Source organism: Zoogloea sp. GW822-FHT05C07 (assembly GCF_058800215.1).
The window spans coordinates 3,862,560-3,885,245 of sequence record NZ_CM179510.1 but is presented as its reverse complement, the minus strand read 5'-3'; the positions used below and the strand labels follow the sequence as shown (position 1 = coordinate 3,885,245).

The 22,686-nt window shown below is 66.0% G+C and carries 24 protein-coding genes and 1 tRNA gene; 13 read left to right on the top strand and 12 right to left on the bottom strand.

The features are described 5' to 3' along the window. Positions 1-22 precede the first annotated feature (22 nt). Positions 23-110, bottom strand: a tRNA-Ser gene (locus tag AC3QL2_RS18010). Positions 111-266: 156 nt separating this feature from the next. On the opposite strand from AC3QL2_RS18010, the gene AC3QL2_RS18005 reads away from it, so the two are divergent. Then, positions 267-953 carry a Bax inhibitor-1/YccA family protein gene (locus AC3QL2_RS18005; protein ID WP_493235520.1) on the top strand — a complete coding sequence of 229 codons (687 nt, stop codon included), beginning with the start codon at positions 267-269 and terminating at the stop codon, positions 951-953. A gap of 77 nt (positions 954-1,030) precedes the next feature. Here the strand turns inward: AC3QL2_RS18005 and rlmD are convergent, their stop codons facing one another. Further along, entirely contained in the window at positions 1,031-2,329 is a 1,299-nt protein-coding gene (gene rlmD / locus AC3QL2_RS18000; RefSeq protein WP_493235519.1) for a 23S rRNA (uracil(1939)-C(5))-methyltransferase RlmD, read from the bottom strand. A 78-nt stretch (positions 2,330-2,407) separates the two neighbouring features. On the opposite strand from rlmD, the gene AC3QL2_RS17995 reads away from it, so the two are divergent. Then, positions 2,408-3,538, top strand: coding sequence for a JmjC domain-containing protein (locus tag AC3QL2_RS17995; RefSeq protein WP_493235518.1), 1,131 nt, complete (start codon positions 2,408-2,410; stop codon positions 3,536-3,538). A gap of 173 nt (positions 3,539-3,711) precedes the next feature. Further along, positions 3,712-3,960, top strand: coding sequence for a hypothetical protein (locus AC3QL2_RS17990; RefSeq protein WP_374484138.1), 249 nt, complete (start codon positions 3,712-3,714; stop codon positions 3,958-3,960). A 160-nt stretch (positions 3,961-4,120) separates the two neighbouring features. Here AC3QL2_RS17990 and bamC read toward each other — a convergent pair whose 3' ends face one another. The 3 genes from bamC to AC3QL2_RS17975 form a co-directional block, all read right to left on the bottom strand. Beyond that, a complete protein-coding gene (gene bamC / locus AC3QL2_RS17985) occupies positions 4,121-5,302 on the bottom strand; it encodes an NlpB/DapX family lipoprotein (RefSeq protein WP_493235517.1) in 1,182 nt (393 codons plus the stop codon). A gap of 29 nt (positions 5,303-5,331) precedes the next feature. Then, the gene (gene dapA, locus AC3QL2_RS17980) at positions 5,332-6,210 is read right to left on the bottom strand and encodes a 4-hydroxy-tetrahydrodipicolinate synthase (RefSeq protein WP_493235516.1); all 879 of its coding nucleotides are present in this window, start codon (positions 6,208-6,210) and stop codon (positions 5,332-5,334) included. Between the two features lie 223 nt (positions 6,211-6,433). Then, positions 6,434-7,360: a histone deacetylase family protein gene (locus tag AC3QL2_RS17975; protein ID WP_493235515.1), complete on the bottom strand. Its 927-nt coding sequence runs from the start codon at positions 7,358-7,360 to the stop codon at positions 6,434-6,436. A 177-nt stretch (positions 7,361-7,537) separates the two neighbouring features. Between AC3QL2_RS17975 and AC3QL2_RS17970 the strand changes: the two genes are divergently transcribed. From AC3QL2_RS17970 to mltB, 4 genes are read left to right on the top strand one after another with little or no spacing between them, the layout of a single operon-like run. Next, entirely contained in the window at positions 7,538-8,458 is a 921-nt protein-coding gene (locus AC3QL2_RS17970) for an AAA family ATPase (RefSeq protein ID WP_493235514.1), read from the top strand. After that, on the top strand, positions 8,455-9,429 hold the full coding sequence (locus AC3QL2_RS17965) for a DUF58 domain-containing protein (RefSeq protein ID WP_493235513.1): 975 nt from the start codon (positions 8,455-8,457) through the stop codon (positions 9,427-9,429). Before AC3QL2_RS17970 ends, AC3QL2_RS17965 begins: the two co-directional genes overlap by 4 nt. Further along, positions 9,422-11,365, top strand: a complete 1,944-nt coding sequence (locus tag AC3QL2_RS17960) for a transglutaminase TgpA family protein (RefSeq protein WP_493235512.1) — start codon at positions 9,422-9,424, stop codon at positions 11,363-11,365. The genes AC3QL2_RS17965 and AC3QL2_RS17960 overlap by 8 nt, the downstream gene beginning before the upstream one ends. Next, on the top strand, positions 11,362-12,390 hold the full coding sequence (mltB, locus tag AC3QL2_RS17955) for a lytic murein transglycosylase B (protein WP_493235511.1): 1,029 nt from the start codon (positions 11,362-11,364) through the stop codon (positions 12,388-12,390). The genes AC3QL2_RS17960 and mltB overlap by 4 nt, the downstream gene beginning before the upstream one ends. Before the next feature lie 47 nt (positions 12,391-12,437). Here the strand turns inward: mltB and arsC are convergent, their stop codons facing one another. From arsC to surE, 5 genes are all read right to left on the bottom strand, one after another. Beyond that, entirely contained in the window at positions 12,438-12,788 is a 351-nt protein-coding gene (gene arsC, locus AC3QL2_RS17950; protein ID WP_493235510.1) for an arsenate reductase (glutaredoxin), read from the bottom strand. A gap of 75 nt (positions 12,789-12,863) precedes the next feature. Beyond that, a complete protein-coding gene (gene rpoS / locus AC3QL2_RS17945) occupies positions 12,864-13,799 on the bottom strand; it encodes an RNA polymerase sigma factor RpoS (protein ID WP_493235509.1) in 936 nt (311 codons plus the stop codon). Positions 13,800-13,956: 157 nt separating this feature from the next. Then, positions 13,957-14,970 carry a peptidoglycan DD-metalloendopeptidase family protein gene (locus AC3QL2_RS17940; protein ID WP_493237100.1) on the bottom strand — a complete coding sequence of 338 codons (1,014 nt, stop codon included), beginning with the start codon at positions 14,968-14,970 and terminating at the stop codon, positions 13,957-13,959. Between the two features lie 20 nt (positions 14,971-14,990). Beyond that, positions 14,991-15,650 carry a protein-L-isoaspartate(D-aspartate) O-methyltransferase gene (locus tag AC3QL2_RS17935; protein WP_481115195.1) on the bottom strand — a complete coding sequence of 220 codons (660 nt, stop codon included), beginning with the start codon at positions 15,648-15,650 and terminating at the stop codon, positions 14,991-14,993. Then, complete coding sequence (gene surE, locus AC3QL2_RS17930) at positions 15,647-16,390, bottom strand: 5'/3'-nucleotidase SurE (RefSeq protein WP_493235507.1); 744 nt, start codon at positions 16,388-16,390, stop codon at positions 15,647-15,649. The genes AC3QL2_RS17935 and surE overlap by 4 nt, the downstream gene beginning before the upstream one ends. Positions 16,391-16,666: 276 nt before the next feature. Here surE and AC3QL2_RS17925 point away from each other — a divergent pair, with 276 nt between their 5' ends. From AC3QL2_RS17925 to msrQ, 5 genes are all read left to right on the top strand, one after another. Then, positions 16,667-17,044 (top strand): COG4315 family predicted lipoprotein, encoded by a 378-nt coding sequence (locus AC3QL2_RS17925; protein WP_493235506.1) that lies wholly within the window; start codon positions 16,667-16,669, stop codon positions 17,042-17,044. Between the two features lie 33 nt (positions 17,045-17,077). Further along, on the top strand, positions 17,078-17,575 hold the full coding sequence (locus tag AC3QL2_RS17920) for a sigma-70 family RNA polymerase sigma factor (protein WP_493235505.1): 498 nt from the start codon (positions 17,078-17,080) through the stop codon (positions 17,573-17,575). Next, on the top strand, positions 17,572-18,348 hold the full coding sequence (locus AC3QL2_RS17915; RefSeq protein WP_493235504.1) for an anti-sigma factor family protein: 777 nt from the start codon (positions 17,572-17,574) through the stop codon (positions 18,346-18,348). The genes AC3QL2_RS17920 and AC3QL2_RS17915 overlap by 4 nt, the downstream gene beginning before the upstream one ends. A 146-nt stretch (positions 18,349-18,494) precedes the next feature. Next, entirely contained in the window at positions 18,495-19,424 is a 930-nt protein-coding gene (gene msrP, locus AC3QL2_RS17910; RefSeq protein WP_493235503.1) for a protein-methionine-sulfoxide reductase catalytic subunit MsrP, read from the top strand. A 13-nt stretch (positions 19,425-19,437) separates the two neighbouring features. Continuing rightward, the gene (gene msrQ, locus AC3QL2_RS17905) at positions 19,438-20,112 is read left to right on the top strand and encodes a protein-methionine-sulfoxide reductase heme-binding subunit MsrQ (protein WP_493235502.1); all 675 of its coding nucleotides are present in this window, start codon (positions 19,438-19,440) and stop codon (positions 20,110-20,112) included. A gap of 19 nt (positions 20,113-20,131) precedes the next feature. Here msrQ and mog read toward each other — a convergent pair whose 3' ends face one another. Both mog and yjgA read right to left on the bottom strand, forming a co-directional pair. Beyond that, entirely contained in the window at positions 20,132-20,719 is a 588-nt protein-coding gene (mog, locus tag AC3QL2_RS17900; RefSeq protein WP_493235501.1) for a molybdopterin adenylyltransferase, read from the bottom strand. Continuing rightward, positions 20,716-21,276 (bottom strand): ribosome biogenesis factor YjgA, encoded by a 561-nt coding sequence (gene yjgA, locus AC3QL2_RS17895; RefSeq protein ID WP_493235500.1) that lies wholly within the window; start codon positions 21,274-21,276, stop codon positions 20,716-20,718. Before yjgA ends, mog begins: the two co-directional genes overlap by 4 nt. Positions 21,277-21,342: 66 nt before the next feature. Between yjgA and pmbA the strand changes: the two genes are divergently transcribed. Then, positions 21,343-22,683 carry a metalloprotease PmbA gene (pmbA, locus tag AC3QL2_RS17890; protein WP_493235499.1) on the top strand — a complete coding sequence of 447 codons (1,341 nt, stop codon included), beginning with the start codon at positions 21,343-21,345 and terminating at the stop codon, positions 22,681-22,683. Positions 22,684-22,686: the final 3 nt, after the last annotated feature.

The following is a 22,686-nucleotide window of genomic DNA, read 5'->3' as shown; positions in this document are numbered from 1 at the left end:
AGGGGCGTCTTTACTGGGTATCTGGCGGAAGCGGTGAGATTCGAACTCACGATGGGTTTCCCCACGCCGGTTTTCAAGACCGGTGCATTCAACCACTCTGCCACGCTTCCAATGCATTGCCTGTGCGCATATGCAGGGCGCGCATTCTAACATGGGCGCCCGTTTCGCCAAGCCGCGTGAAACCCGGCTACGGTTGAAACTTCCTGGTGCCTTCGATACTCTCAGTCGGTGCAGGCCATCCTGCTAATGTCATTCGGAGGTTTTACATGCAACTCGACACTTACGGTCAGCAAACGCAGGTCTTGTCGCAAGGCGCCAACCGCGTGCTGCGCAACACCTACCTGCTGCTCGCACTCTCCATGGTGCCGACCGTTGCCGGTGCGCTGATCGGCGTACAAATGCAGTTCTCGTTCCTGGCGGGCAGCCCGCTGATGAGCTTCCTGCTCTTCATGGGGATTTCCTTCGCGTTCTTCTACGGGATCGAGAAAAACAAGAACAGCGGCGTCGGCGTAGCCCTGCTGCTCGGCTTCACCTTCTTCATGGGCCTGATGCTGTCGCGCATCCTGCAGGTGGCGCTCGGCTTCTCCAACGGCGCCTCGATGATCGCGCTGGCCGGTGGCGGCACCGCAGCCATCTTCGCGACGATGGCCGGTATCGCCAGCGTTTCCAAGCGCGATTTTTCCAGCATGGGCAAGTTCCTGACCGTCGGCCTGGTGGTCGTGCTGATCGCCATGGTGGCCAACATCTTCCTGCAGATGCCGGTGCTGCACCTGGTCATCTCGGCGGTCGTGGTGCTGCTGTTCTCGGCCTACATCCTGTACGACATCAGCGCCATCGTGCAGGGCGGCGAGACCAACTACGTGACCGCCACGCTGGCTGTGTACCTGGACATCTACAACGTGTTCGTCAGCCTGCTGAACCTGATCATGTCCTTCACCGGCGAACGCGACTGATCATCGCAACTGTCGCAAGGATCAGCAAAAGCCCCCGGCATGCCGGGGGCTTTTGTTTGCAGCTTCGTCCGGACTACTCAACCCCGCTCGAACAGCGCGATGGACTCCACGTGGGAGGTCTGCGGGAACATGTTGGCGATGCCCGCGCCCTTCAACTGGTAGCCCTTTTCCTTGATCAGCACCGCCGTGTCACGGGCCAGCGTAGCCGGGTTGCACGACACATAGACAATGCGCTTCGGCGCCTGCTCGCCCAATGCCTTGACCACCGCGATGGCACCTTCCCGCGGCGGGTCGATGAGCATCTTGTCCAGATGGCCGAGGGCCGCCAGGCTGTCCTCGGTAGCCTCGAAGAGGTTGGCAGCGTAGAACTCGCAGCGCTCCGCCAGGCCATTCGCGGCGGCATTCTCACCGGCGCGGCGGACCAGCGCATCACTGCCTTCCACGCCGACCACACGGGCGCCCAGCGCGGCGATCGGCAGGCTGAAGTTGCCGAGGCCGCAGAACAGGTCGGCAATGCGCTCGCCGGGCTGCGGATCGAGCAGCTGCATCGAGCGGCGCATCAGCAGGCGGTTGATCCACATATTGACCTGCGTGAAGTCGGTCGGCCGGAAGTCCATCGACACACCGAATTCCGGCAGCGTGTAGGCCAGACCGGGCGCCTCGGCGGGATGCAGGCGATGGGCGGTATCCGGCCCGCTGGGCTGCAGCCACACCTGCACCTGCTCGGCCTCGGCAAAGGCCTTCAGGCGCACCGTATCAGCCTTGCTGAGCGGCACGATGTGGCGAAACACCAAGACCGTGATCCCTTCGCCCACGGCGATCTCGATCTGCGGCAGGCGGTCGGGCACGGACAGGCCGGCCACCAGCTCGCGCAGGCGCGGCACCAGGTTGGAAACGTGCGGCGGCAGGATCGCGCAGCTCTCCATCGGCGCCACATAGCTGCTGCGCCGCTCGTGGAAACCGATCAGCACACCGCCCTTGCTCGGCACCACGCGTACGGTGAGGCGGGCGCGATAGCGATAGCCCCAGGCCGGCCCGACGATGGGCGGATAGAGCAGGTCGGGCTTCACGCGGCCGATGTGCCACAGGGCGTTCTCGAGTACGCGCTGCTTGGCGGCCACCTGGGCGCCCGCCTCCAGGTGCTGCATGCTGCAGCCCCCACAGACGCCGAAATGCGGGCAGAGCGGCTCGACGCGCTGGGAGCTGGCCTTCAACACGCGGTCCGCATCGGCCAGTTCGTAGTTCGGCTTGACCTTGTGGGACGTGAACGTCACCCGCTCACCAGGCAGGGCGCCTTCGATGAAGATCGTCTTTCCGTCGAGATGGGTGACGCCGCGCCCCTCGTGGTCGAGGGATTCGATGACCGCTTCGCGCATGGCCGGGAGTCCAGAAATGAAGGGCGCCATTTTAGCGGCGGGACCGGTCTTTGCAAGGCGAACGGCTATAATCGCGCGATGATGACTACACTTCTGGGCGGCCTGACGGCGGAGGAATTCCTCGCCGAATACTGGCAAAAAAAACCACTGCTGATCCGCCAGGCAGTTCCCGGCTTCACCGGCGTCGCAACCAAGGACGAACTCTTCGAACTGGCCCGCGACCCTGACGTGGAATCCCGCTACGTCACCCACGACAACAAGTCCTGGGAAGTCATCCGCGGCCCGCAGAAGGCCTCCGACCTGCGCCGCAAGAAGCACCCGTGGACGGTGCTGGTGCAGGGCCTCAACCTGTTCTGCCCGGATGGCGACGACCTGCTGCACCGTTTCGACTTCATCCCCCAGGCGCGGCTGGACGACCTGATGGTCAGCTACGCGATCGACGGCGGCGGCGTCGGCCCGCACTTCGACAACTACGACGTGTTCCTGCTGCAGGGCATTGGCCAGCGCCGCTGGCTGATCAGCAACCAGGATGACCGCAGCCTCGTCGAGGACGCGCCGCTGAAGATCCTGCAGAACTTCCAGCCCGTGCACGACTGGGTGCTGGAGTCCGGCGACATGCTCTACCTGCCGCCCCACTGGGCCCACAACGGCATCGCCATCGGCGAATGCACGACCTACTCGATCGGCTTCCGCTCACCGACGTCCCAGGAACTCGCCCAGCAGTTCATGGGCCACCTGCAGGAGACGATCCAGATCGACGGCATCTACGCCGACCCGGATCTGAAACTACAGGCCCATTCGGCTGAGATCGGCGATGCGATGATCGACCGTGTGGTCGATACCCTCAAGCGCATCACCTGGACCCGCGAGGACGTACGCGACTTCCTCGGAGCCTATCTCACCGAACCCAAGCCGCACGTGTTCTTCGACTGCCCGGACGAACCGTTGGAGCATGAGGAGTTCACCGCCGCCTGTCTGGCCGACGGCTACCGGCTTGATGCGCGCAGCCTGCTGCTGTTCTCCGATGGCCGCTTCTTCCTGAACGGCGAGCCGGTTCCCGTCGAAAAGGAAGACCTCGCAATCCTGCAGAATCTGGCGGATCAGCGCCGGCTCGACTCGGTTGTCGGGCTGTCCGAGGAAGGCCTGGCCCTGCTGTATGACTGGTACTGTTGTGGCTTTGCACATCCATCAAAATCGCTGATGGAATGAAGCGCGCGCTTGATCAAAGCGCTTGACAATTGCTTGTCCCTGTTGCGGCAACGCAACAATGTCTTTATTCAAGCACTTCGTCCGTGATAGCATTCGAACCAGATCGGGTCCCCCACCTGATTGCTCCTAAATTTAGGTTGTTGTACTTCATTTATCGATAAGGGAAATCAACAATGAAACAATCTCTCCTGGTTGCTGCTCTCGTTGCACTCGCTGTTTCCGCTTGCGGCAAGAAGGAAGAGCCGAAGCCCGTTGAAGCTCCGGCCCCCGCTCCTGCTGCTGCTCCCGCTCCGGAAGCCAAGCCCGCTGAAGCTGCTCCCGCCGCTGCTCCGGCTGCTGACGCTGCCAAGCCCGCTGACGCTGCTGCTCCGGCTGCTGACGCTGCCAAGCCCGCTGAAGCTGCTCCCGCCGAGAAGAAGTAATCAGGTTTTCTCCGGTAGCAAAAAAAGCCAACCTGCGGGTTGGCTTTTTTGTTGCCGTTTTCCGGCCACAGCACTGCGTTTCTTCAGCTCCTGCAGCGGCTAGGCGAAAAAATGCCGGGGCATGCCCCGGCATTTTTGTAACCGCAAGCAACAGGCCGCCTTACTTGAGCTGGTCGAACAACAGGCCCAGGATCTTGCGGGCGGACTCGGATGTGTCCGTACCGCCTTCGCGGGTCAGCACCTGCACCGACGAACCGGCGGCATCGCCGCCCTTCACGTAGATACGGTACTGGTTGCCGGTCTGGATCGGCTGCTTCGAGTCGCTGCTACGCCAGAAGGCCAGCTTGGACAGCAAGCCTTCGTCGCCCTTCTTCTTGACGTCGACTTCCGGATCCACGTAGCGCACGTAGTAGATGCCCTGGGAGCGATCCCGGTCTTCCACAGTGAAGCCGACGCGGTCGAGGGCCAGGCCCACACGCCGCCAGGCACGGTCGAAGCCTTCCTGCACCTGCAGCACGGAGGCGCCACCAGACGCGCTCTGCAGCTTGGCCTTGTCGGCGATCGGAGCCGCGGCGATTTGCGCCTTGGCACGCGTTTCGTCGGCGCCGAGACGGATCATCAGGCGCTGCAGGAACTCCGCTTCCAGTTCGGGATCGGCCGGACGCGGCTGCCAGACCGTGCGGTCCTTGGCCTCGTTCGGGTAGATCTCCATCATGCCGCGGTGGCTGATATAGATCTCGACCGAGCCGGACTCGCTGCCGGTTTCCAGGCGGGTGCGGAACTTGTCGCGCTCGGGGGTCGAGTACAGACCGTCGAGCACCTTGCCGAGCGTGCGGCGAATGATGTCGTTGTCGATCTTCGCACGGTTCTCTGCCCAGTCGGTTTCCATCACGCCGATCTCGGGACGATCGACGTTCAACAGGAAACCGTTTTCCTGCCAGAACTCACGAATTTGTGGCCACAGCTTCTCGGCCGTACCCGGCACCACCAGCCAGCGCTGGCTGCCCGAACGCTCGATGCGCATCTTGTCGATGGACTGGGGCGCAACGACATTCGCGGCCGGCTTGACCACCGTGGTGCCGCCGGTCTGCTGCCCGGAGCGCTCCGCGTTATAGGCGGAGAACGTGGCCGAACCCTTGGGGTTCAGGTCCGGGACAGCATAGCGGTCGTCCGTGGTCGGGGTGGTGAGATCGGGCGGAACCTCCAGCGAAGGCAGCGTGGCGGCAGACGCCGCACTCTTGTAATCGATCTTCTTCGATTCCAGCAAGGAACCGGAGCAACCGGCCAGCGCAATCGTCGCAACGACGATTGCCGAACCGGAAGCCAGCTTTCGGCTTTGCATGCGTAACCCTCGGGGTGGGAAGGACAAACTCAGACTTCGATGCCGGCCTGACGCATCGCGTCCCGCACGCGCTCGTGGCAGCTATCGGACAGGCGCGTCAGCGGCAGGCGGATGCCGGCACCGATGAGACCCATCTGTTCGACCGCCCACTTGACGGGGATCGGATTGGCTTCACAGAACAGGTGACGGTGCAGACCGACCAGCTTGGCGTTGGTTTCACGGGCCTTCACGCCGTCGCCGGCGGAAGCGGCGACGCACAGTTCGTGCATCAGGCGCGGTGCCACGTTGGCGGTGACGGAGATAGTGCCATGGCCGCCCAGCAGGATGAAAGCCAGTGCGGTCATGTCATCGCCGGTGTATAGCGCGAAATCCTTGGGGGCACGGGCGATCAGGTCGCAGGCGCGGTCGATGTTGCCGGTAGCGTCCTTGATGCCGATGATGTTGGGGATCTCGGCCAGACGCAGCGCGGTGTCGTTGGACATGTCCGCCACCGTGCGCCCAGGCACGTTGTAGAGAATCGTCGGCAGCGGGCTCGCCTCGGCGATGGCACGGAAGTGCTGGTACAGGCCTTCCTGCGTCGGGCGGTTGTAGTAGGGCACAACCGACAGACCGGCGATCGCACCGGCTTCACGTGCGAACTCGCTCAGCTCGATGGCTTCGCGGGTGGAATTCGCGCCCGTGCCGGCGATGATGGGAATACGTCCAGCGGCATGCTTGACGGCAACGCGGATCAGTTCGCAGTGCTCCTCGACATCCACCGTGGGCGATTCGCCAGTGGTGCCGACGACGACGATGCCATCGGTGCCTTCCTTGACGTGGAAGTCGATGAGGCTGCGAAAACGGGAAATATCCAGGCTGCCATCTTCGAGCATCGGGGTAACGATGGCGACAATCGAACCGGTAATCATGAGCTAGTGCTGGAGAGGGAAAGTTGGGTATTGTACCCAATCACTTCGAGAAGCATAGACGGGTGCAAACAGCGGTTACCAAAAGGCGCGGCAGACCGTGACGAACTCCGCTCTCGGCCGGAACAGGAATCCCTGCGGAGCGTCGCCCGCCGGGCAGGCGCCGGGTTCATCATCGCGGGGCGCCCGCCGCAGCGGGTTTGATGCAGCAGCCTCGTGCCGTGGCTTACAGGTCTGCCAGGCTCTTGACGTGGGCGACCACGCTGCGGGCCAGTGACGACAGGGAGTAGCCGCCTTCCAGCAGGGACACGATGCGGCGCCCAGCGCATTCGGCCGCCACGGTCTTGAGCTGCTCGGTGGCCCACACGTAGTCGGCCTCGACCAGACCCATGGAGCCCATGTCGTCCTCGTAATGCGCATCGAAGCCCGCCGAGATGAAGATCATCTCAGGCGCGTGGTTGCGCAGGGCCGGCATCCAGATGTTGGTGACGACTTCGCGGAACACGTCCCCCCGACTGCCCGCCTTCATCGGCACATTGACCATGTTCGGGGCCGGATTGTCGGCGCCGCTGTAGGGGTAGAACGGGTGCTGGAAGATGCTGACCATCAGCACGCGGGGATCGTCCCTGAAGATGTCCTCCGTCCCGTTGCCGTGGTGCACGTCGAAATCCACGATGGCGACCCGCTTCAGGCCGTGCTCCTCGAGCGCGTGCCGGGCGGCCACCGCAACGTTGTTGAAGAAGCAGAAACCCATCGCCTTGCCGGCCTCGGCATGGTGGCCAGGCGGGCGGATCGCGCAGAAGGCATTCTCGGCCTGACCTGACAGCACCAGATCGGTGGCGTAGATCCCTGCTCCGGCAGAGCGCAGCGCCGCCTTCATGCTATTGGGACACAGGGCCGTGTCGGGATCCAAGTGGCGGATGCCGTGCTCCGGCACGCTGGCCAGCAGCTCCTCCACGTGCTCGCGGGGATGGGCGCGGGAAAGCTGCTCGATCGTGGCCTGCGGTGCATCGTGGAAGGCCAGGTACATATCGAGCCCCGCAGCGATCAGACGGTCGTTGATCGCACCGAGACGCTCCGGGGATTCCGGGTGATGCTCACCCATGTTATGCAACCAGCAATCCCGGTGCGTAATGAATGCGGTACTCGTCATAAACTCTCCCCTGCCTCTCACAGTGTTTTGTTATACGTCGCGAATGCTGGCACTCTCCGGCGCACGCCTTGTCCGGCGCGAACTCCGCGGCTTCGCGCCGGTCTGTGGAGCACGGCGCCGAGAGCGCTGTTATGGAATCATTATCCCCTTAACTACAGCCTGAAAAAAGCCCGCCCCATGCCGCAGCAGATTGCCAATCGCCTCGCCGAAGCCACATGCCGGATCATTCTCGGCAAGGAACATGCCGTCCGCCTCGCCCTTGCCTGCGTGCTGGCACGTGGTCATCTGCTGATCGAGGACATTCCGGGCGTCGGCAAGACGACCCTGGCCCATGTGCTGGCCCGCGTGCTGGGCCTGCAGTTCCAGCGCATCCAGTTCACCAGCGACATGCTGCCCGCCGACATCGTCGGCGTATCGATATTCGACCAGCGGGAAGGCGCCTTCCGCTTCCACCCCGGCCCGGTGTTTTCCCAGCTGGTGCTTGCCGACGAGATCAACCGCGCGACGCCCAAGGCCCAGAGCGCCCTGCTCGAAGCCATGGAGGAACGCCAAATCAGCGCTGAGGGCCGCAGCTGGCCGCTGCCCGACCCCTTCTTCGTCATCGCCACGCAGAATCCGGCGGAGCAGATCGGCACCTTCCCGTTGCCGGAAAGCCAACTGGACCGCTTCCTGATGCGCATTTCGATGGGTTACCCGGATCCTGCCGCGGAACGCGCGCTGCTGTCGGGAGAAGACCGGCGGGAGATGCTCGCGCGCCTGCAGCCCGAACTGCAGCCCGGCGAACTGGCCAGCCTGTTTGCGGCGGTACGCGACGTCCATGCCGGCCCGCGCCTGCTCGATTACCTGCAGGCCCTCCTCACCCACAGCCGCCAGGGGCCCGGTTTCGCGCTCGGACTCTCGCCACGGGGCGGCCTGGCCCTGCTGGCGGCGGCCAGGGCCTGGGCCTTACTCGCCGGCCGCGATCACGTGCAGCCCGAAGACGTGCAGGCGGTCCTGCCGGCGGTGGCCGGCCATCGCCTGCGCGCCGCCGATGACGCCCCGGTTACCGCGGAGCAACTGGCACGCCGACTGATCGAGGCAGTGGCGCTGCCCGGATGAAACCCTCCGACCTGCGCACCAGGTTCCAGCGCTGGCTGTTCCGCGTCCACGGCCCGGAGCCGACCCCGATCACGCTGGGCCAGCGGCGCATCTTCGTGCTGCCTACCCGTTTCGGCGTCGCCCTCGGCACCACCCTGCTGGTGATGCTGCTGGCGTCGATCAACTATTCCCTGAGCCTGGGCTACGCGCTGACCTTCCTGCTCGGCGGCGTTGCGTGGATGAGCATCCACCATGCGTTCCGCAACCTGGTGAACCTGACCGTCGAGCCGGGCCGGATCGAACCTGTCTTTTGCGGCAGCCCTGCGCACTTTGGCATCGTGCTGGGCAACCCGGGAACACGGCCCCGCATGGACCTGCTGTTGCGGCCGACCCAGTCCGCCCACACCTCGCCGGAGCCCTTCGACCTGCCGGCGGAAGGGCAGGCGCGGCAGGAGGTTCCGATCCCCGCCACCTCGCGCGGCTGGCTGCAACTGCCCCGCCTAACCCTCGAAACCTACTACCCCCTTGGCCTGATCCGCGCCTGGAGCCTGATCCAGCCGGACATGCGCGGGCTGGTCTATCCGGCGCCGGAAACCCACGCTCCCTCCCTGCCCTACGGCGCGGACGACCACCCCGGCCACGGCGCCCGCGGCCGGGGACAGGAGGACTTCGCCGGCCTCCGCCACCACCAGCCCGCCGACTCACCGCGCCATGTGGCCTGGAAGGCCGTGGCCCGAGGTGGCCCGTGGCGCACCAAGACCTTCGACGGCAGCGGACGCAGCACCATCTGGCTCGACTGGCAGGCCCTGCCCGCCAGCCTCGACATCGAGGCCCGCCTGTCCCGCCTGACCCGCTGGGTGCTCGACGCCGACCGGGCAGGCCTGGACTACGGCCTGCGCATCCCCGGCACGACCCTCCGCCCCACCTATGGAGCGCCCCACCGGCATGCCTGCCTCACAGCCCTCGCGCTATTCGGCCGTCCCGATGCCTGAAGCCCGCCTGCGCCCCGACCAGGCCGGCTGGCTGATTGCCAGCACGGCCATCAGCCTGGCCCCCCACGCCCAGCATCTGCCGCCGGCCATCACGGCCATCTGCGCCCTGCTGCTCACCTGGCGGGCCTTCATCGGCGTCGGCAAGGGCAGCTTGCCGAACAAATTCTTGCTCATCGGCCTGGCCGCCGCAATCGTCGGCCTGGTGCTGCTGGAATACCGCCAGTTTTTCGGCAAGGATCCGGGCATCGCGCTGCTTGCCGGCCTGCTCAGCCTCAAGCTGCTCGAGACCGACAGCCGCCGGGACGGACGGGCCGTGCTGCTGCTGTGCTTCTTCATGCAGACCGGCCAGTTCCTGTACCAGCAGAGCATGCTCATCGCCGCCGTCGCCCTGCTCGGCACACTGACCGCCATCGGCAGCCTCCTGGCCCTGCAGGGTCGCCACGCGGCCCCGAAGGCACGACTCACCGCCGCGGCGCGGCTGGCCCTGCAGGGCATTCCGCTGATGCTGATCCTGTTCGTGCTGTTTCCCCGCGTCCAGGGCCCGCTGTGGGGATTGCCGGCGGACGCCTACAGCCGGATCAGCGGGCTATCCGACAGCATGACGCCGGGCGACGTGGCGCGCCTCAGCGAATCCAGCGAGATCGCCTTCCGGGCCGCCTTCAGCGGGGCATTGCCGCCACAGTCGGAACGCTACTGGCGCGGCCCCGTCCTCAGCCGTTTCGACGGGCACAGCTGGCGGGCCGGCCGTAGCAGCGCGAGCCCGCATCCGGCCTATTCTCCCCAGGGCGTCGCCTACGCCTACACGCTGACCCTCGAAGCCCACAACCAGCGCTGGCTGCTGGCCCTCGACTTCCCGGCCGAAGCGCCCACGCTGCGCTACGGCACCGACTTTCAGTTGATGGCGGCCGAGCCGGTACGCAGCCGCATGCGGCTGTCACTGGCCTCCTACCCGCACACGTCCGTCGGCATCGATGCCACGCCGCGCGACTTGCGCGAAGCCCTGGCCCTGCCCCCGGGCAGCAACCCGCGCACCCAAGCGCTCGGTGCCCGCATCGCGCAGGACGCTCCCGATGCCAGGGCCATCCTCCAGCAGATCATCGCCGATTTCCGCCGGCGCGGCCTGAGCTACACGCTGGACCCACAACCGCTGGGCCACGACGACGCGGACAATTTCCTGTTCGACACGAAACAGGGCTTCTGCGAACACTTCGCCTCCGCCTTCGTCATCGCCATGCGCGCAGCGGGCGTTCCGGCACGGGTCGTCACCGGCTACCAGGGCGGCGAGCTCAACCCGGTGGACGGCACGCTGGTGATCCGCCAGTCGGACGCTCACGCCTGGGCCGAAGTCTGGCTGGCGGGACAAGGCTGGCAGCGCGTCGACCCGACCGCCGCCAGCGCCCCGCGGCGCATCGACGGTGGCCTCGCCGCTGCCCTGCCCGACAGCGACCGCCTTCCGCTGCTGGCGCGGGTCGATCTCGCCTGGCTGCGCGAACTGCGCAACCAGCTGGATGCCCTCGACAACCGCTGGAACCAGTGGGTTCTCGGGTACAATCCGGCCCGCCAGAAAGCACTGCTCGCCGAGCTCGGCGTCGCCAATGCCGACTGGCAGACGATCACCGCCCTGATGGGTGGCGCCTGCGCGGTCGTGACGGCTGCACTGACAGCCTGGGTGCTGCGCCGGAGCCGCCCCGCCGACGCCCTCGACCGCAGCTGGGCACTCTTCTGCAAGCGCCTTGCCGCGCTGGGGCATCCGCGAGCCGCGTGGGAAGGCCCGCTCGACTACGCCAGCCGGATCGCCAGCCTGCGGCCGGATCTGGCCGACAGCGTGCATCGCATCGCCACCGAATATGCCCGCCTGCGTTACGGCCGCGCCGGCACGCCCCCCGCCGCCCTCCAACGCCTGAAGCACTCCATCAAGAATTTCCGCCCCCGATGACACAAGCGCCCTTCCGTCGGCTCCTGACCCTATCCCTTCTGGCCGGCCTCTTCGCGTCGGTCAGCGCCCACGCCGCCGACCGCTACGCCGACCGCCCCGAAACCCAGCAATTCATCGCCGAGATGCAGCAACGCCATGGTTTCGACAAGGACGCGCTGACCTACATCTTCCGCCACGCCCAGTACCTGCCGTCGGTGATCAAGGCCATCTCGCCGCCGAAGGACCCTGGCGTACGTTCCTGGCAGCGCTACCGGGGCCGCTTCGTCGAGCCGGTGCGCATCAAGGCCGGCATGGCCTTCTGGGACCGTTACCAGGACACCATCAAGGCGGCGAGCGAGAAGTACGGCGTGCCGGAAGAGATCATCGTCGGCATCATCGGCGTGGAAACCATCTACGGCCGCAACACCGGCAACTACCAGGCGGTGTCGGCCCTGTCCACGCTGGCTTTCGACTATCCGCGGCGGGCCGAGCTGTTCCGTGGCGAACTGGAAAACCTGCTGCTGATGGCGCGCGAACAGCACCGCGACCCGCTCGACTACCAGGGTTCCTACGCCGGCGCGCTGGGCCTGCCCCAGTTCCTGCCGAGCAGCGTGCGCAACTACGCGGTGGATTTCGACGGCGATGGCCAGATCGACCTGCTCAACAGCCCCAAGGACGCCATCGGCAGCGTTGCCCGCTACATGCAGATGCACGGCTGGGAGAGCGGCGCGCCGATTGCCATTCGCGCCAGCGTGGCGCCGGGCGCCGACCTCGCCGCGCTGATCGCCAACGACGTGGATCCGGCCTTCGATCCGGCCACGCTGGCCAGCCAGGGCGTGAAGGCGGCCAGCGGCGAGATGCCCGCCAACAAGGCCGCCTTCGTCGAGCTCGTCACCCCCGGCGAAAGCAGCGAATACTGGCTCGGCTACCAGAATTTCTACGTGATCACCCGCTACAACCGCAGCAGCTTCTACGCGATGTCGGTGTTCCAGCTCGGCGAGGCGGTCAAGGCCGCCCGCGAGGCGGTGCTCGCGAACAAGCGCTGACGCCCGGGGCAGCCATGGGGGCGAATGAAGCGCCCCCGACTTTCGTACTAGAGGAGCTCCAGCACCTTCTCCGGCGGCCGGCCGACCACGGCCCGCTCGCCACGCACGACGATCGGCCGTTCGATGAGGATGGGGTGCGCCGCCAGCGCGTCCAGCCATTCATCCTCGCTGAGCGTACGCCCCTTGTAGTCGGACTTGTAGATGTCCTCGCCGGTGCGCACGATGCTCTCGGCCGGCACGCCGAGCTTCCTGACCAGTTCGGCCAGTTCGGCCCGGCTCGGTGGGGTCTTGAGGTATTCGACAATTTCCAGCGTGGCGCCCTTTTCCTGCAGCAAGCTGCAGGCGGAACGGCTCTTGGAACAACGGGCGTTGTGATACACGCGAACGGTTTCGCTCATGGGTTTCAATCCTGACGGGAGATGGGTTGGCGGAACGCCGCGGCGGCTGGCCGGCATTCCGCCCACCGCCCCGGACTACAGAAGCACATCCTTCGAAACACCGCGCCGCTTGATGATGCGGCGCAGCTGGCCCAGCGCTTCGAGCTGGATCTGGCGTACCCGCTCGCGGGTCAGCTCCAGGCTGTCGGCCAGTTCCTCCAGCGTCTGCACCTCGCACTCGTCGATGCCGTAGCGGTGGCGAATCACCATGCGCTGCTTTTCGCTGAGCTGGCCGATCCACTCCCGCACGAGGGTTTCGACTTCGAGATCCTGGATCTGCACATCCGGTGTCTCGGCATCGTCGTCCGCCAGGGATTCACCGATGGACAGGGTCGGATCGATATCCAGTGGCGCATCCAGCGAGGCGGTGTGCTCGTTGAGGGCCAGGATCGCCCGCACATCCTCCACCGGCCGCCCCAGCTGGCGGGCCACGTCCTCGATGGTGGTGTCGCCGTTGCTGGCCGCCTCGAGCTGGCGCTGGCAGCGCAGCACCTGGTTGAGCTCCTTCACCACGTGCACCGGCAGGCGGATCGTACGCGACTGGTTCATGATCGCCCGCTCAATGTTCTGGCGGATCCACCATGTTGCGTAAGTGGAGAAGCGGAAGCCCCGCTCGGGATCGAACTTCTCGAGCGCATGGATGAGGCCGAGATTGCCCTCCTCCACCAGATCGAGCAGCGGGATGCCACGGTTGAGGTAGTGCTTGGCGATATTGACGACCAGGCGCAGGTTGCGCTCGATCATCGTCTGCCGGGCCAGGAAGTCGCCCTCCCGCACCCGCCGCGACAGGGACAGCTCTTCGTCCGCGGTCAGCAGGGGATTTGCGCCGATTTCATTGAGATACAGCTGGGTGACATCACCCAGGAATTCGGTGTCGGGGGACTGCGCCGGGACTTCGAGGAAGGCCTCGACCTCCGGGGGCAGGTCCTGCTCGGGACTTTCGAGCTCCTCAGGAACGGCCGGATCGTACATGGAGTCCTCTCTGAACCGTAGGAAGACACTCAGGGAGACAACAGTTCATGCAGCTCCTCCTGCCAGTGCTCACCCAAAGTTCGGCAAGGGTGATGCCCGGCGACTATAGTCATTCATATCAGCGCACCGTTCGACCCAGCCGAGTCCCTTGCGGTACTCAGCGAGAAGGCAGGAACTTGCCTGGATCGACCGGCTTGCCCTGCTTCCGGATTTCGAAGTGCAGCTTCGGGCGATCACTGTCGGTGTCGCCCAGTTCGGCAATCTTCTGTCCCTTGCTCACCGCCTGCCCTTCCTTGACCAGCAGGTTCTGGTTGTGGGCGTATGCGCTCAGGAAGTTATTGTCATGCTTAACGATAACGAGTTTGCCATAACCGCGCAAACCCGTACCCGCATAAACGACGCGGCCGCTGGCTGCCGCAAGCACGGGGTCGCCGGTCTTGCCGGCCAGATCGACGCCCTTGCTCGAGGTTTCGTTGAAGCCGGCGATGACCTTGCCGGCGGTGGGCCAGGCCCAGTCTATCTTGCCATCGTCACCGCTGACAGCGGGCGCCGGCTTGGACGGCTCGGGCTTTTTCTCTTCCTTGGGCTCGGGCTTGGCTTCCGGCTTGACCGCCACCTCGGGCTTCGCAGCTTCCGGCTTGGTCGCCTCCGGCCGCGGCTCGATCCTGGCCACGGCGATCGGCGCTTCCGGCTTCTGGGCAAGGGCCCAGGCCTGCTCGGAATACGCGACCTTGCCGCCCTTCGGCTCCCGGCGCACACCATCGCTGCTCACCGCCGCAGCGGGAGCCGCGGAGCCGTTGGCACCGACAGGACGCACCTCGACGCCCACCGCGGTGACCGGACGCGTCACGGCGCCGGACTCGGGCGGACGCACGCGCAACTCTTGCCCGACCTCGATGAGGTTGGCGTTCTCGAGCCCGTTCCAGGCAGCGATGTCCCGGTAGTTCTGGCCGTTGTCGAGGGCGATGCGGATCAGCGTGTCACCGGGCTTGACGATGTAATACCCCGGCCGCGCCACCTTGGGTTGCGGAGGCGGCACCGGAGCTTCAGCCTTTTCCGGCACGGAACCCGCGGGACGCGTGGTGCGTTCCGAAACCGGGGCCGGCGACTTGGTGGCGCACCCGGTCATCAGCAGGGCGAGCAGGAGGCTACTGGTACAAACGCGGGACAACATCATTCCTTGAGCATCAATCATTCTGTGCCGGGCAGCAGGGGTACGAAGCGCACCGCGCTGAGGCGTGTTTCTCGGATGCCGCGAGCGCTCCGCTCGATCAGCACCAGGACCTGCTCCGCGGCGCCGACCGGCAGGATCAGGCGGCCACCGTCGGCAAGCTGCTCGACGAGCGCCGGCGGCACCTTCGGTGCGGCCGCCGCGACGATGATCGTGTCATAGGGCGCAGCTTCCTTCAGACCCACGCTACCATCGGCATGTTTCAGTCGCAGGTTGGGGCGACGCAGGTGGCGCAGGTTGTTGCGTGCCCGGTCGAGCAGCGGTAACAGACGCTCCACCGAGTAGACCTCGGTTGCAAGATGGGACAGCACCGCCGCCTGGTAGCCACACCCCGTTCCGACCTCCAGGGTCTTGCCGAGTTCGCGGCCGGCCATCAATAGTTCGATCATCCGCGCCACGACGAAGGGCTGCGAGATGGTCTGCTGCAGGCCGAGGGGCAGTGCCGTGTCCTCGTACGCCCGCGATGCCAGCGCCTCCTCGACAAAGAGATGGCGCGGCACGGCCATCATGGCGGTCAGCACGCGCTCGTCGCGCACGCCCTGCTCCCTGATGCGCTCGACCATGCGCGTCCGCGCCCTCAGGGCGGATTGCAACGCGGCGCGCAGCACTTCGCTGCTCATTTGCCCAGCCAGTCGCGCACGGTGGAGATCTGGCCCTGGTGGGTCAGATCGATCTGCAGCGGCGTGACGGATACGAAGCCGTTGGCCACCGCGTGGAAATCGGTCCCTTCACCGGCGTCCTGGGCCGCGCCGACGGCGCCGACCCAATAGACGGTCTCGTTGCGCGGTGTCACCGATTTGACGGTGGGCTCGGCCTTGTGGCGCTTGCCGAGGCGGGTGACCTGCACCCCCTTGATCTGCTCGTAAGGCAGATCGGGTACGTTGACGTTGAGCAGCGTCGGCACACCGATCGACTCCTGCTGGAAACGCTCGACCAGTTCGCGGGCCACACGCGCCGCGCCGGAGAAATTGGACGCGCCCTTGGCGACCAGGGAGATCGCAATCGACGGGACCCCCAGCAGGAAACCCTCGGTCGCCGCCGCGACGGTGCCGGAATAAATGGTGTCGTCACCCATGTTGGCGCCATGGTTGATGCCCGACACGACCATGTCCGGCAGCTCATCCAGCATGCCGGTGACGGCCAGGTGCACGCAGTCGGTGGGCGTGCCATTGACGTAATGGAAGCCGCTGGCCGCCTTGCGCAGGGACAGGGGCCGGTCGAGGGTCAGGGAATTGCTCGCGCCGCTGCGATCCCGCTCAGGGGCAACCACGGTGACCTTCCCGACTTCAGACAGGGCTGCCGCGAGGGCATGCAGGCCAGGAGCGAAATAACCGTCGTCGTTGCTCAGCAGGATGCGCATTGGAATCCGGAATCAGGCTTTCAAAACAGGTGGGGTGAAGGCTTGCCGAACGCCGTCCCGAAGGGCTGATGCCCGGCCGGACGGCTGCATGCAAAGACCTTGAACAGGCGGCGAGTTTAGCAGAGTCGGCTTCGCCGCTGCTAGGCGCAAACCATGTGGCAAGCCACCATGACACCCATGACGGGGAAAGACGGATTTGTTTTCGCTGCCATGGAATAAAGTAGGCATGGGCGCTGTTTAGACAGTACCCAGCCACCCGCAAAGGAGACAACAACCATGAACAAGCTCTTTCTCGCGATGAGTCTTTCCGCCGTCCTCGGCGCCTGTGCCAGCATGCACGACGCACCGCCGGCCCAAAGCAACTACGGCATGCTCACCAACGCCCAGGGCATGACGCTCTATGTCTTCGATAAGGACGCGGCCGGTAGCGGCAAGAGCGTCTGCAACGGCCCCTGTGCCACCAACTGGCCGCCGCTGCTCGTCGGCGAAAAGGACCAGGCCCGCGGCGACTGGAGCATCGTCGGCCGTGACGACGGACGCCGCCAGTGGGCCTACAAGGGCCGCCCGCTGTATAGCTGGAGCAAGGACCAGAAGCCCGGCGACACCAGCGGCGACGGCTTCCTGAACAACCAGTGGCACGTCGCCCGCCCCTGAGGCGCCACAGTCCCCGCGCCCGCCCCAGGTCCGATGCCCGCCGACCACGCCATCCTCGCCGAGATTCCGCGCCTGCGCCGCTACGCACGGGCGCTGACCGGCAACGACGCGGAGGCCGACGACCTGCTGCAGGACACCCTGGAACGGGCGCTGAGCAAATGGACGTTGTGGCGGCCGGGCAATCTGCGGGCCTGGCTGCTGACCATGATGCACCACGTCTTCCTGAACCAGCTGCGCGCCCGGCCGCCCCTCGTCACGCTGGACGAGGACACCCCCGCGATCCCGGTGCGGCCCCAGCAACAAGATGAACTGGACGTGCGCGACCTGGACCGTGCGCTGGCCCGGCTGCCGCCCGAGCAGCGGGAGGTTCTGCTGCTGGTCGGGCTGGAGGAGCTCAGCTACGCCGATACCGCCCGCGTCCTCGGCATACCGCAGGGAACCGTCATGTCGCGCCTGTCCCGCGCCCGCGAGCGGCTGCGCGCCATCCTGGCTGGCGAGGACCGGCCCGTGCATCTGAAAGTCGTCAAATGAACAAGGAGCGCATCGGCAGGGATCAACTGCACGCCTACGTGGACGGGCAGCTGTCCGCCGCGGAATCGGCGCAGGTCGCCGCCCACCTCGCCGACCACGCGGACGATCAGGCCAGCGTCGAAGCCTGGCGCCAGCAGAAGGCGCTGCTGCAAACGGCCTACGATCGCCAGCTCGATGCGCCGGTCCCCCACGCCATCTCCGCCTGCCTGAAGATGCAGCCCCCACGGCCCCTCCGCCGGGCAGCCATTGCGGCCGCGTGGCTCGCACTGGGTATCGGGATCGGCATCGTCGCCGACCGCCAGCTCGGCCACACGTCGACCGACACCACGCTGGCCCTGGCCAGCCTGCCTCAGCGGGCCGCCGTCGCCCATGCGGTATTCACCCCGGAAGTCCGCCACCCCGTGGAAGTCGGAGCCGATCAGGAGGCGCACCTGACGGCCTGGCTGTCGAAGCGCTTGGGCCATGCACTGCGCGCGCCCAAGCTGGCGACCGAGGGCTTCCACCTGGTTGGTGGCCGCCTGATCACCGCCGACAACGGCCCCGGCGCACTGCTGATGTACGAGGACGGCGGCGGCCAGCGCCTGACGCTGTATGTCTGTGCCGACAACCAGGACAGCGGTGCCACCGCGTTCCGCTTCGCCCACCAGGACGGCGTGTCCACCTTCTACTGGATAGACGGTCGCCAAGCCTATGCCCTGTCCGGCAAGCTGCCGCGGGAGAGCCTACTGCCGATCGCAAACACGGTTTATCGGCAACTCAACGGGGAAGGCTAGGTCGAAGACGTGGCTGGCGGTATCGGGCGAGTGGATTCCTCCCCACGCGGATCGGCCGGGAGCAATCACCTCGTTCCCCCATCCCTGTAATTTTCGCCGCCCTTCTCCGTCTACACACCACGAATAGTCACAATGGACACGCTGCCATGCTGATCCACCGCCCCACCGACATCCTGCCGTCCGACATTACGTCCCCCGAGCTGTACCACGACCGGCGCCGTTTCCTGACCCAGTCCACCGCCCTCGCCCTGGCGGCGGCGCTACCGGCCGGCCTGGCCCGCGCCGCCGGCCAGAGCCTCGGCCCACTGACCAAAAGCCCCTACAGCATTGGCGAGACGCCGACCTCCTACAAGGCCGTCACCACCTACAACAACTTCTACGAGCTGGGCACCGACAAGGCCGATCCGGCCGAGAACACCACCCGCCTCAAGCCAGCACCGTGGACGCTGCGCGTCGAGGGCCTGGTGAACAAGCCGCGCACTTTCAGCATCGAGGAACTCCTCAAGCTCGCCCCGCTGGAGGAGCGCATCTACCGCATGCGCTGCGTCGAGGGCTGGTCGATGGTCATCCCGTGGGTCGGCTTTCCGCTGGCCAGCTTGCTCAAGCTGGTGGAGCCCCAGGGCAGCGCCAAGTACGTGGAGTTCGTCTCCCACTACGACAAGAGCACCATGACCCGCGGCGTGCTCGACTGGCCCTACAACGAAGGCCTGCGCCTCGACGAGGCCCGCCACCCGCTGACCCTGTTGGCGGTCGGTCTGTACGGCGAGGTGCTGCCGGTCCAGAATGGCGCGCCGATCCGCCTGGTGGTGCCGTGGAAGTACGGCTTCAAGGGTGCCAAGTCGCTAGTGACGCTGCGCCTCACCGAGAAACAGCCGATCACCGCCTGGATGAAGGCCGGACCGAGCGAGTACGGCTTCTACTCCAACGTAAATCCGGAGGTGGACCACCCGCGCTGGAGCCAGGCCACCGAGCGGCGCATCGGCGAGTTCTCCAAGCGCAAGACGCTGATGTTCAACGGCTACGCCGACCAGGTCGCGTCGATGTACACCGGCATGGACCTGCGCCGCTTCTTCTGAACACAACAAGAAAATGACAATGACCCCGACCAACCGACAACTCGGCGCCATCAAGACGGCCCTGTTCGTTCTGTGCCTGGTGCCCGCCTTCCTGCTGTGGCGCGGACTGGAAATGGACACGCTGGGCGCCAACCCGATCGAGGCGCTGACCCGCGCCACCGGCGAATGGACGCTGCGCTTCCTGCTGATCACCCTGTGCGTGACGCCGCTGCGCAAGTACTCGGGCTGGCACTGGCTGGTGCGCCTGCGCCGCATGCTCGGGTTGTTCGCCTTCGCCTACGGCGTGACCCACCTGCTCACCTACGTGTGGCTGGACCAGTTCTTCGACTGGCACGCCATCGCCAAGGACATCCTCAAGCGCCCCTTCATCACCGTCGGTTTCGCCGCACTGGTGCTGATGACGCCGCTGGCCGCCACGTCCTTCAACGCTGCCATCCGGCGCCTCGGCGGACGCCGCTGGCAGGCCCTGCACCGGGCCATCTACCCGATCGCGGTGATGGGCTGCCTGCACTTCTGGTGGCTGGTCAAGAAGGACATTACCGAGCCGCTGATCTACGCAGCCATCACCGCCATCCTCCTCGGCCTGCGCGCCTGGTGGCGCGAGCAGGAGCGCCGCAAGCAGCTGGCCGGCGGCTACCAGCCGCAGCCGCGCTTCGATAGCAAGGTGATCAAGATCTTCGCCAAGTAGGCCGGCGGCACACGGCCGCTCAAGCCTTCGGCCGGATTGCCGACTTGGGGCGGAAGGCCTTGACGACGGCCTCGTCGGTTTCGATGTAAGGGCCGCCGATCAGGTCGATGCAATACGGCACCGCGGCGAAGATGCCGTGCACCTTCTGCTGTCCATCGGCATCCTTGAGTCCTTCGAGGGTCTCGGCGATGGCCTTCGGCTGGCCCGGCAGGTTGATGATCAGGCTCTGGCCGCGGATCACCGCCACCTGGCGGGACAGGATCGCCGTCGGCACGAAGGCCAGGCTGACCTGACGCATCTGCTCGCCGAAGCCCGGCATCACCTTGTGGGCTACCGCCAGCGTGGCCTCCGGCGTCACGTCGCGCAGCGCCGGCCCGGTGCCGCCGGTAGTCAGCACCAGCGCGCAGCCGGCCTCGTCGCACAGTGCGATCAGGGTCTGCTCGATGGATGGCTGGTCGTCGGGGATCAGACGGGTCACCGCCTCCCACGGCGTGGTCAGGGCCTTGCCCAGCCACTCCTGCAGGGCCGGGATCCCCTTGTCCTCATAGACGCCGCCCGAGGCCCGGTCGCTGATGGACACCAGGCCGATCTTCACGCCCTCGCTCATTCCTCGTCTCCCACCTCGTCGTGTTCGTGATCGGAAGCCTCGCCGGCCGCCCCGTCCTCCAGCTCGCGCAGGACCCGGAACAGCTCGCGGTAGGCGCGCGGCGGCTTGTTCTGCTCTTTCTCCTTGATCGCATTGCGACGCAGCACGCGGAGCTGCTGCAAATCGGCGCCCGGGTGGGCGACGGCGATGTCGTGGAGGGTCTTCTCGTCCTCAATCAGCTTGGTGCGCAGGTTCTCCAGGCGATGCATCTTGGCCGTCTCGACCGCCGACACGCCCTTGAAGGCATCCAGCGCGGCGCGGATCGGCGCCGGGTCGATATTGCGCATCAGCCTGCCGATGTATTGCAGCTGGCGCCGCTTGGCTTCGTGGGACGGGAAGCGCTGGTAGTCCTTCACCGCATCGCGCAGGTCCTCGTCCATCGGCACCTTGGCCAGACGCTCCTTGCCGAGGGCGACCAGTTCCTGGCCAAGGTCCTGCAAGGCATGGCTGGCGCGCTTGAGCTCCGACTTGCTGGGGCCGGTGTCTTCTTCGTCTTGATGATATTTGTAGTGGGCCATCTGGGGGCAGGAAGTGCTCGGGAAGGGTAAGATTATAGCCTTTAGCCCCTCTCCAACCGGATCGCCATGGCCGACAACCGTTTCAGCTTCACCCAGGACCAGCTCAAGACCATAGCCGAAGACATCCTCAAGTTCGCCCGCAAGCGCGGCGCGACGGCCTGCGAGGTGGATGTCTCGGAGGGCTTCGGCCAGTCCGTAACGGTCCGCCGTGACGAGGTGGACACCATCGAGTACAACCGTGACAAGGGCGTCGGCGTCACCATCTACGATGGCCAGAAGCGCGGCTATGCCAGCACCTCCGATTTCTCGAAGGAGGCCCTCAAGTCCACCGTGGACGCCGCCGTGTCGATCGCCCGCTTCACGGCCCCCGACCCGGCCGCTGGCCTGCCCGAAGAAGCCCTGCTGGCCAGGGAATTCCCCGACTTCGACCTCTATCATCCGTGGAAGCTGTCCACCGAGGAGGCCATCGAACTGGCCCGCAAGTGCGAGCGCGCCGCCTTCGCGGTGAGCCCGGAGATCCGTAATTCCGACGGCGCCAGCGTGTCGATGCAGGAAGCCCACTTCATCTCCGCCAACAGCCTCGGCTTCCTCGGCGGCTACGCCAGTTCCCGCCACTACCTGTCCTGCTCGGTGATCGCCGGCGAGGGCGACGACATGCAGCGGGACGACTGGTACTCCACCAAGCGCGATCCGTCCGAACTGGCCGACGCCGACGAGATCGGCACCTTCGCCGCCCGCCGTTCGCTGGCCCGCCTCGGCGCCCGCCAGATCCCGACCTGCGAGGTCCCGGTACTGTTCGAGGCCCCGCTGGCCGCCGGCCTGATCGGCGCCTTCGTGCACGCGGTGAGTGGCGGCGCGCTGTACCGCAAGTCGTCCTTCCTGATGGACAGCCTGGGCAAGCAGGTCTTCCCGTCCCACATCCAGATCTCCGAACGCCCGCACCTGGCCAAGGCCTTCGCCAGCAGTTCCTTCGACGATGACGGCGTCGCCACGCAGGATCGTGAGGTCATCATCGACGGTGTGCTGCAAGGCTACTTCCTCAGCACCTACTCGGCGCGCAAGCTGGGCATGCAGACCACCGGCAACGCAGGCGGCAGCCACAACCTACTGGTCAAGTCGGGCCAGTACGATCTGGAAGGCCTCATCAAGCAGATGGACCGCGGCCTGCTCGTCACCGAACTGCTCGGCCACGGGGTCAATTACGTGACCGGCGACTACTCCCGCGGCGCCGCCGGCTTCTGGGTGGAGAACGGCAAGATCCAGTACCCGGTGCATGAGATCACCATCGCCGGCAACCTCAAGAACATGCTGATGGGCATCCAGGAAATCGGCTCCGACGTGCTGGTGCGCGGCTCCAAGCACTGCGGCTCGATCCTGCTGGACCGCATGACCGTCGCCGGCGCCTGATCC

What these genes read in the sequence shown, in the direction of transcription:
- AC3QL2_RS18005 (WP_493235520.1), top strand. Translation starts at nt 267, where the DNA reads ATGCAACTCGACACTTACGGTCAGCAAACGCAGGTCTTGTCGCAAGGC.
- rlmD (WP_493235519.1), bottom strand. Translation starts at nt 2,329, where the DNA reads ATGCGCGAAGCGGTCATCGAATCCCTCGACCACGAGGGGCGCGGCGTC.
- AC3QL2_RS17995 (WP_493235518.1), top strand. Translation starts at nt 2,408, where the DNA reads ATGATGACTACACTTCTGGGCGGCCTGACGGCGGAGGAATTCCTCGCC.
- AC3QL2_RS17990 (WP_374484138.1), top strand. Translation starts at nt 3,712, where the DNA reads ATGAAACAATCTCTCCTGGTTGCTGCTCTCGTTGCACTCGCTGTTTCC.
- bamC (WP_493235517.1), bottom strand. Translation starts at nt 5,302, where the DNA reads ATGCAAAGCCGAAAGCTGGCTTCCGGTTCGGCAATCGTCGTTGCGACG.
- dapA (WP_493235516.1), bottom strand. Translation starts at nt 6,210, where the DNA reads ATGATTACCGGTTCGATTGTCGCCATCGTTACCCCGATGCTCGAAGAT.
- AC3QL2_RS17975 (WP_493235515.1), bottom strand. Translation starts at nt 7,360, where the DNA reads ATGACGAGTACCGCATTCATTACGCACCGGGATTGCTGGTTGCATAAC.
- AC3QL2_RS17970 (WP_493235514.1), top strand. Translation starts at nt 7,538, where the DNA reads ATGCCGCAGCAGATTGCCAATCGCCTCGCCGAAGCCACATGCCGGATC.
- AC3QL2_RS17965 (WP_493235513.1), top strand. Translation starts at nt 8,455, where the DNA reads ATGAAACCCTCCGACCTGCGCACCAGGTTCCAGCGCTGGCTGTTCCGC.
- AC3QL2_RS17960 (WP_493235512.1), top strand. Translation starts at nt 9,422, where the DNA reads ATGCCTGAAGCCCGCCTGCGCCCCGACCAGGCCGGCTGGCTGATTGCC.
- mltB (WP_493235511.1), top strand. Translation starts at nt 11,362, where the DNA reads ATGACACAAGCGCCCTTCCGTCGGCTCCTGACCCTATCCCTTCTGGCC.
- arsC (WP_493235510.1), bottom strand. Translation starts at nt 12,788, where the DNA reads ATGAGCGAAACCGTTCGCGTGTATCACAACGCCCGTTGTTCCAAGAGC.
- rpoS (WP_493235509.1), bottom strand. Translation starts at nt 13,799, where the DNA reads ATGTACGATCCGGCCGTTCCTGAGGAGCTCGAAAGTCCCGAGCAGGAC.
- AC3QL2_RS17935 (WP_481115195.1), bottom strand. Translation starts at nt 15,650, where the DNA reads ATGAGCAGCGAAGTGCTGCGCGCCGCGTTGCAATCCGCCCTGAGGGCG.
- surE (WP_493235507.1), bottom strand. Translation starts at nt 16,390, where the DNA reads ATGCGCATCCTGCTGAGCAACGACGACGGTTATTTCGCTCCTGGCCTG.
- AC3QL2_RS17925 (WP_493235506.1), top strand. Translation starts at nt 16,667, where the DNA reads ATGAACAAGCTCTTTCTCGCGATGAGTCTTTCCGCCGTCCTCGGCGCC.
- AC3QL2_RS17920 (WP_493235505.1), top strand. Translation starts at nt 17,078, where the DNA reads ATGCCCGCCGACCACGCCATCCTCGCCGAGATTCCGCGCCTGCGCCGC.
- AC3QL2_RS17915 (WP_493235504.1), top strand. Translation starts at nt 17,572, where the DNA reads ATGAACAAGGAGCGCATCGGCAGGGATCAACTGCACGCCTACGTGGAC.
- msrP (WP_493235503.1), top strand. Translation starts at nt 18,495, where the DNA reads ATGCTGATCCACCGCCCCACCGACATCCTGCCGTCCGACATTACGTCC.
- msrQ (WP_493235502.1), top strand. Translation starts at nt 19,438, where the DNA reads ATGACAATGACCCCGACCAACCGACAACTCGGCGCCATCAAGACGGCC.
- mog (WP_493235501.1), bottom strand. Translation starts at nt 20,719, where the DNA reads ATGAGCGAGGGCGTGAAGATCGGCCTGGTGTCCATCAGCGACCGGGCC.
- yjgA (WP_493235500.1), bottom strand. Translation starts at nt 21,276, where the DNA reads ATGGCCCACTACAAATATCATCAAGACGAAGAAGACACCGGCCCCAGC.
- pmbA (WP_493235499.1), top strand. Translation starts at nt 21,343, where the DNA reads ATGGCCGACAACCGTTTCAGCTTCACCCAGGACCAGCTCAAGACCATA.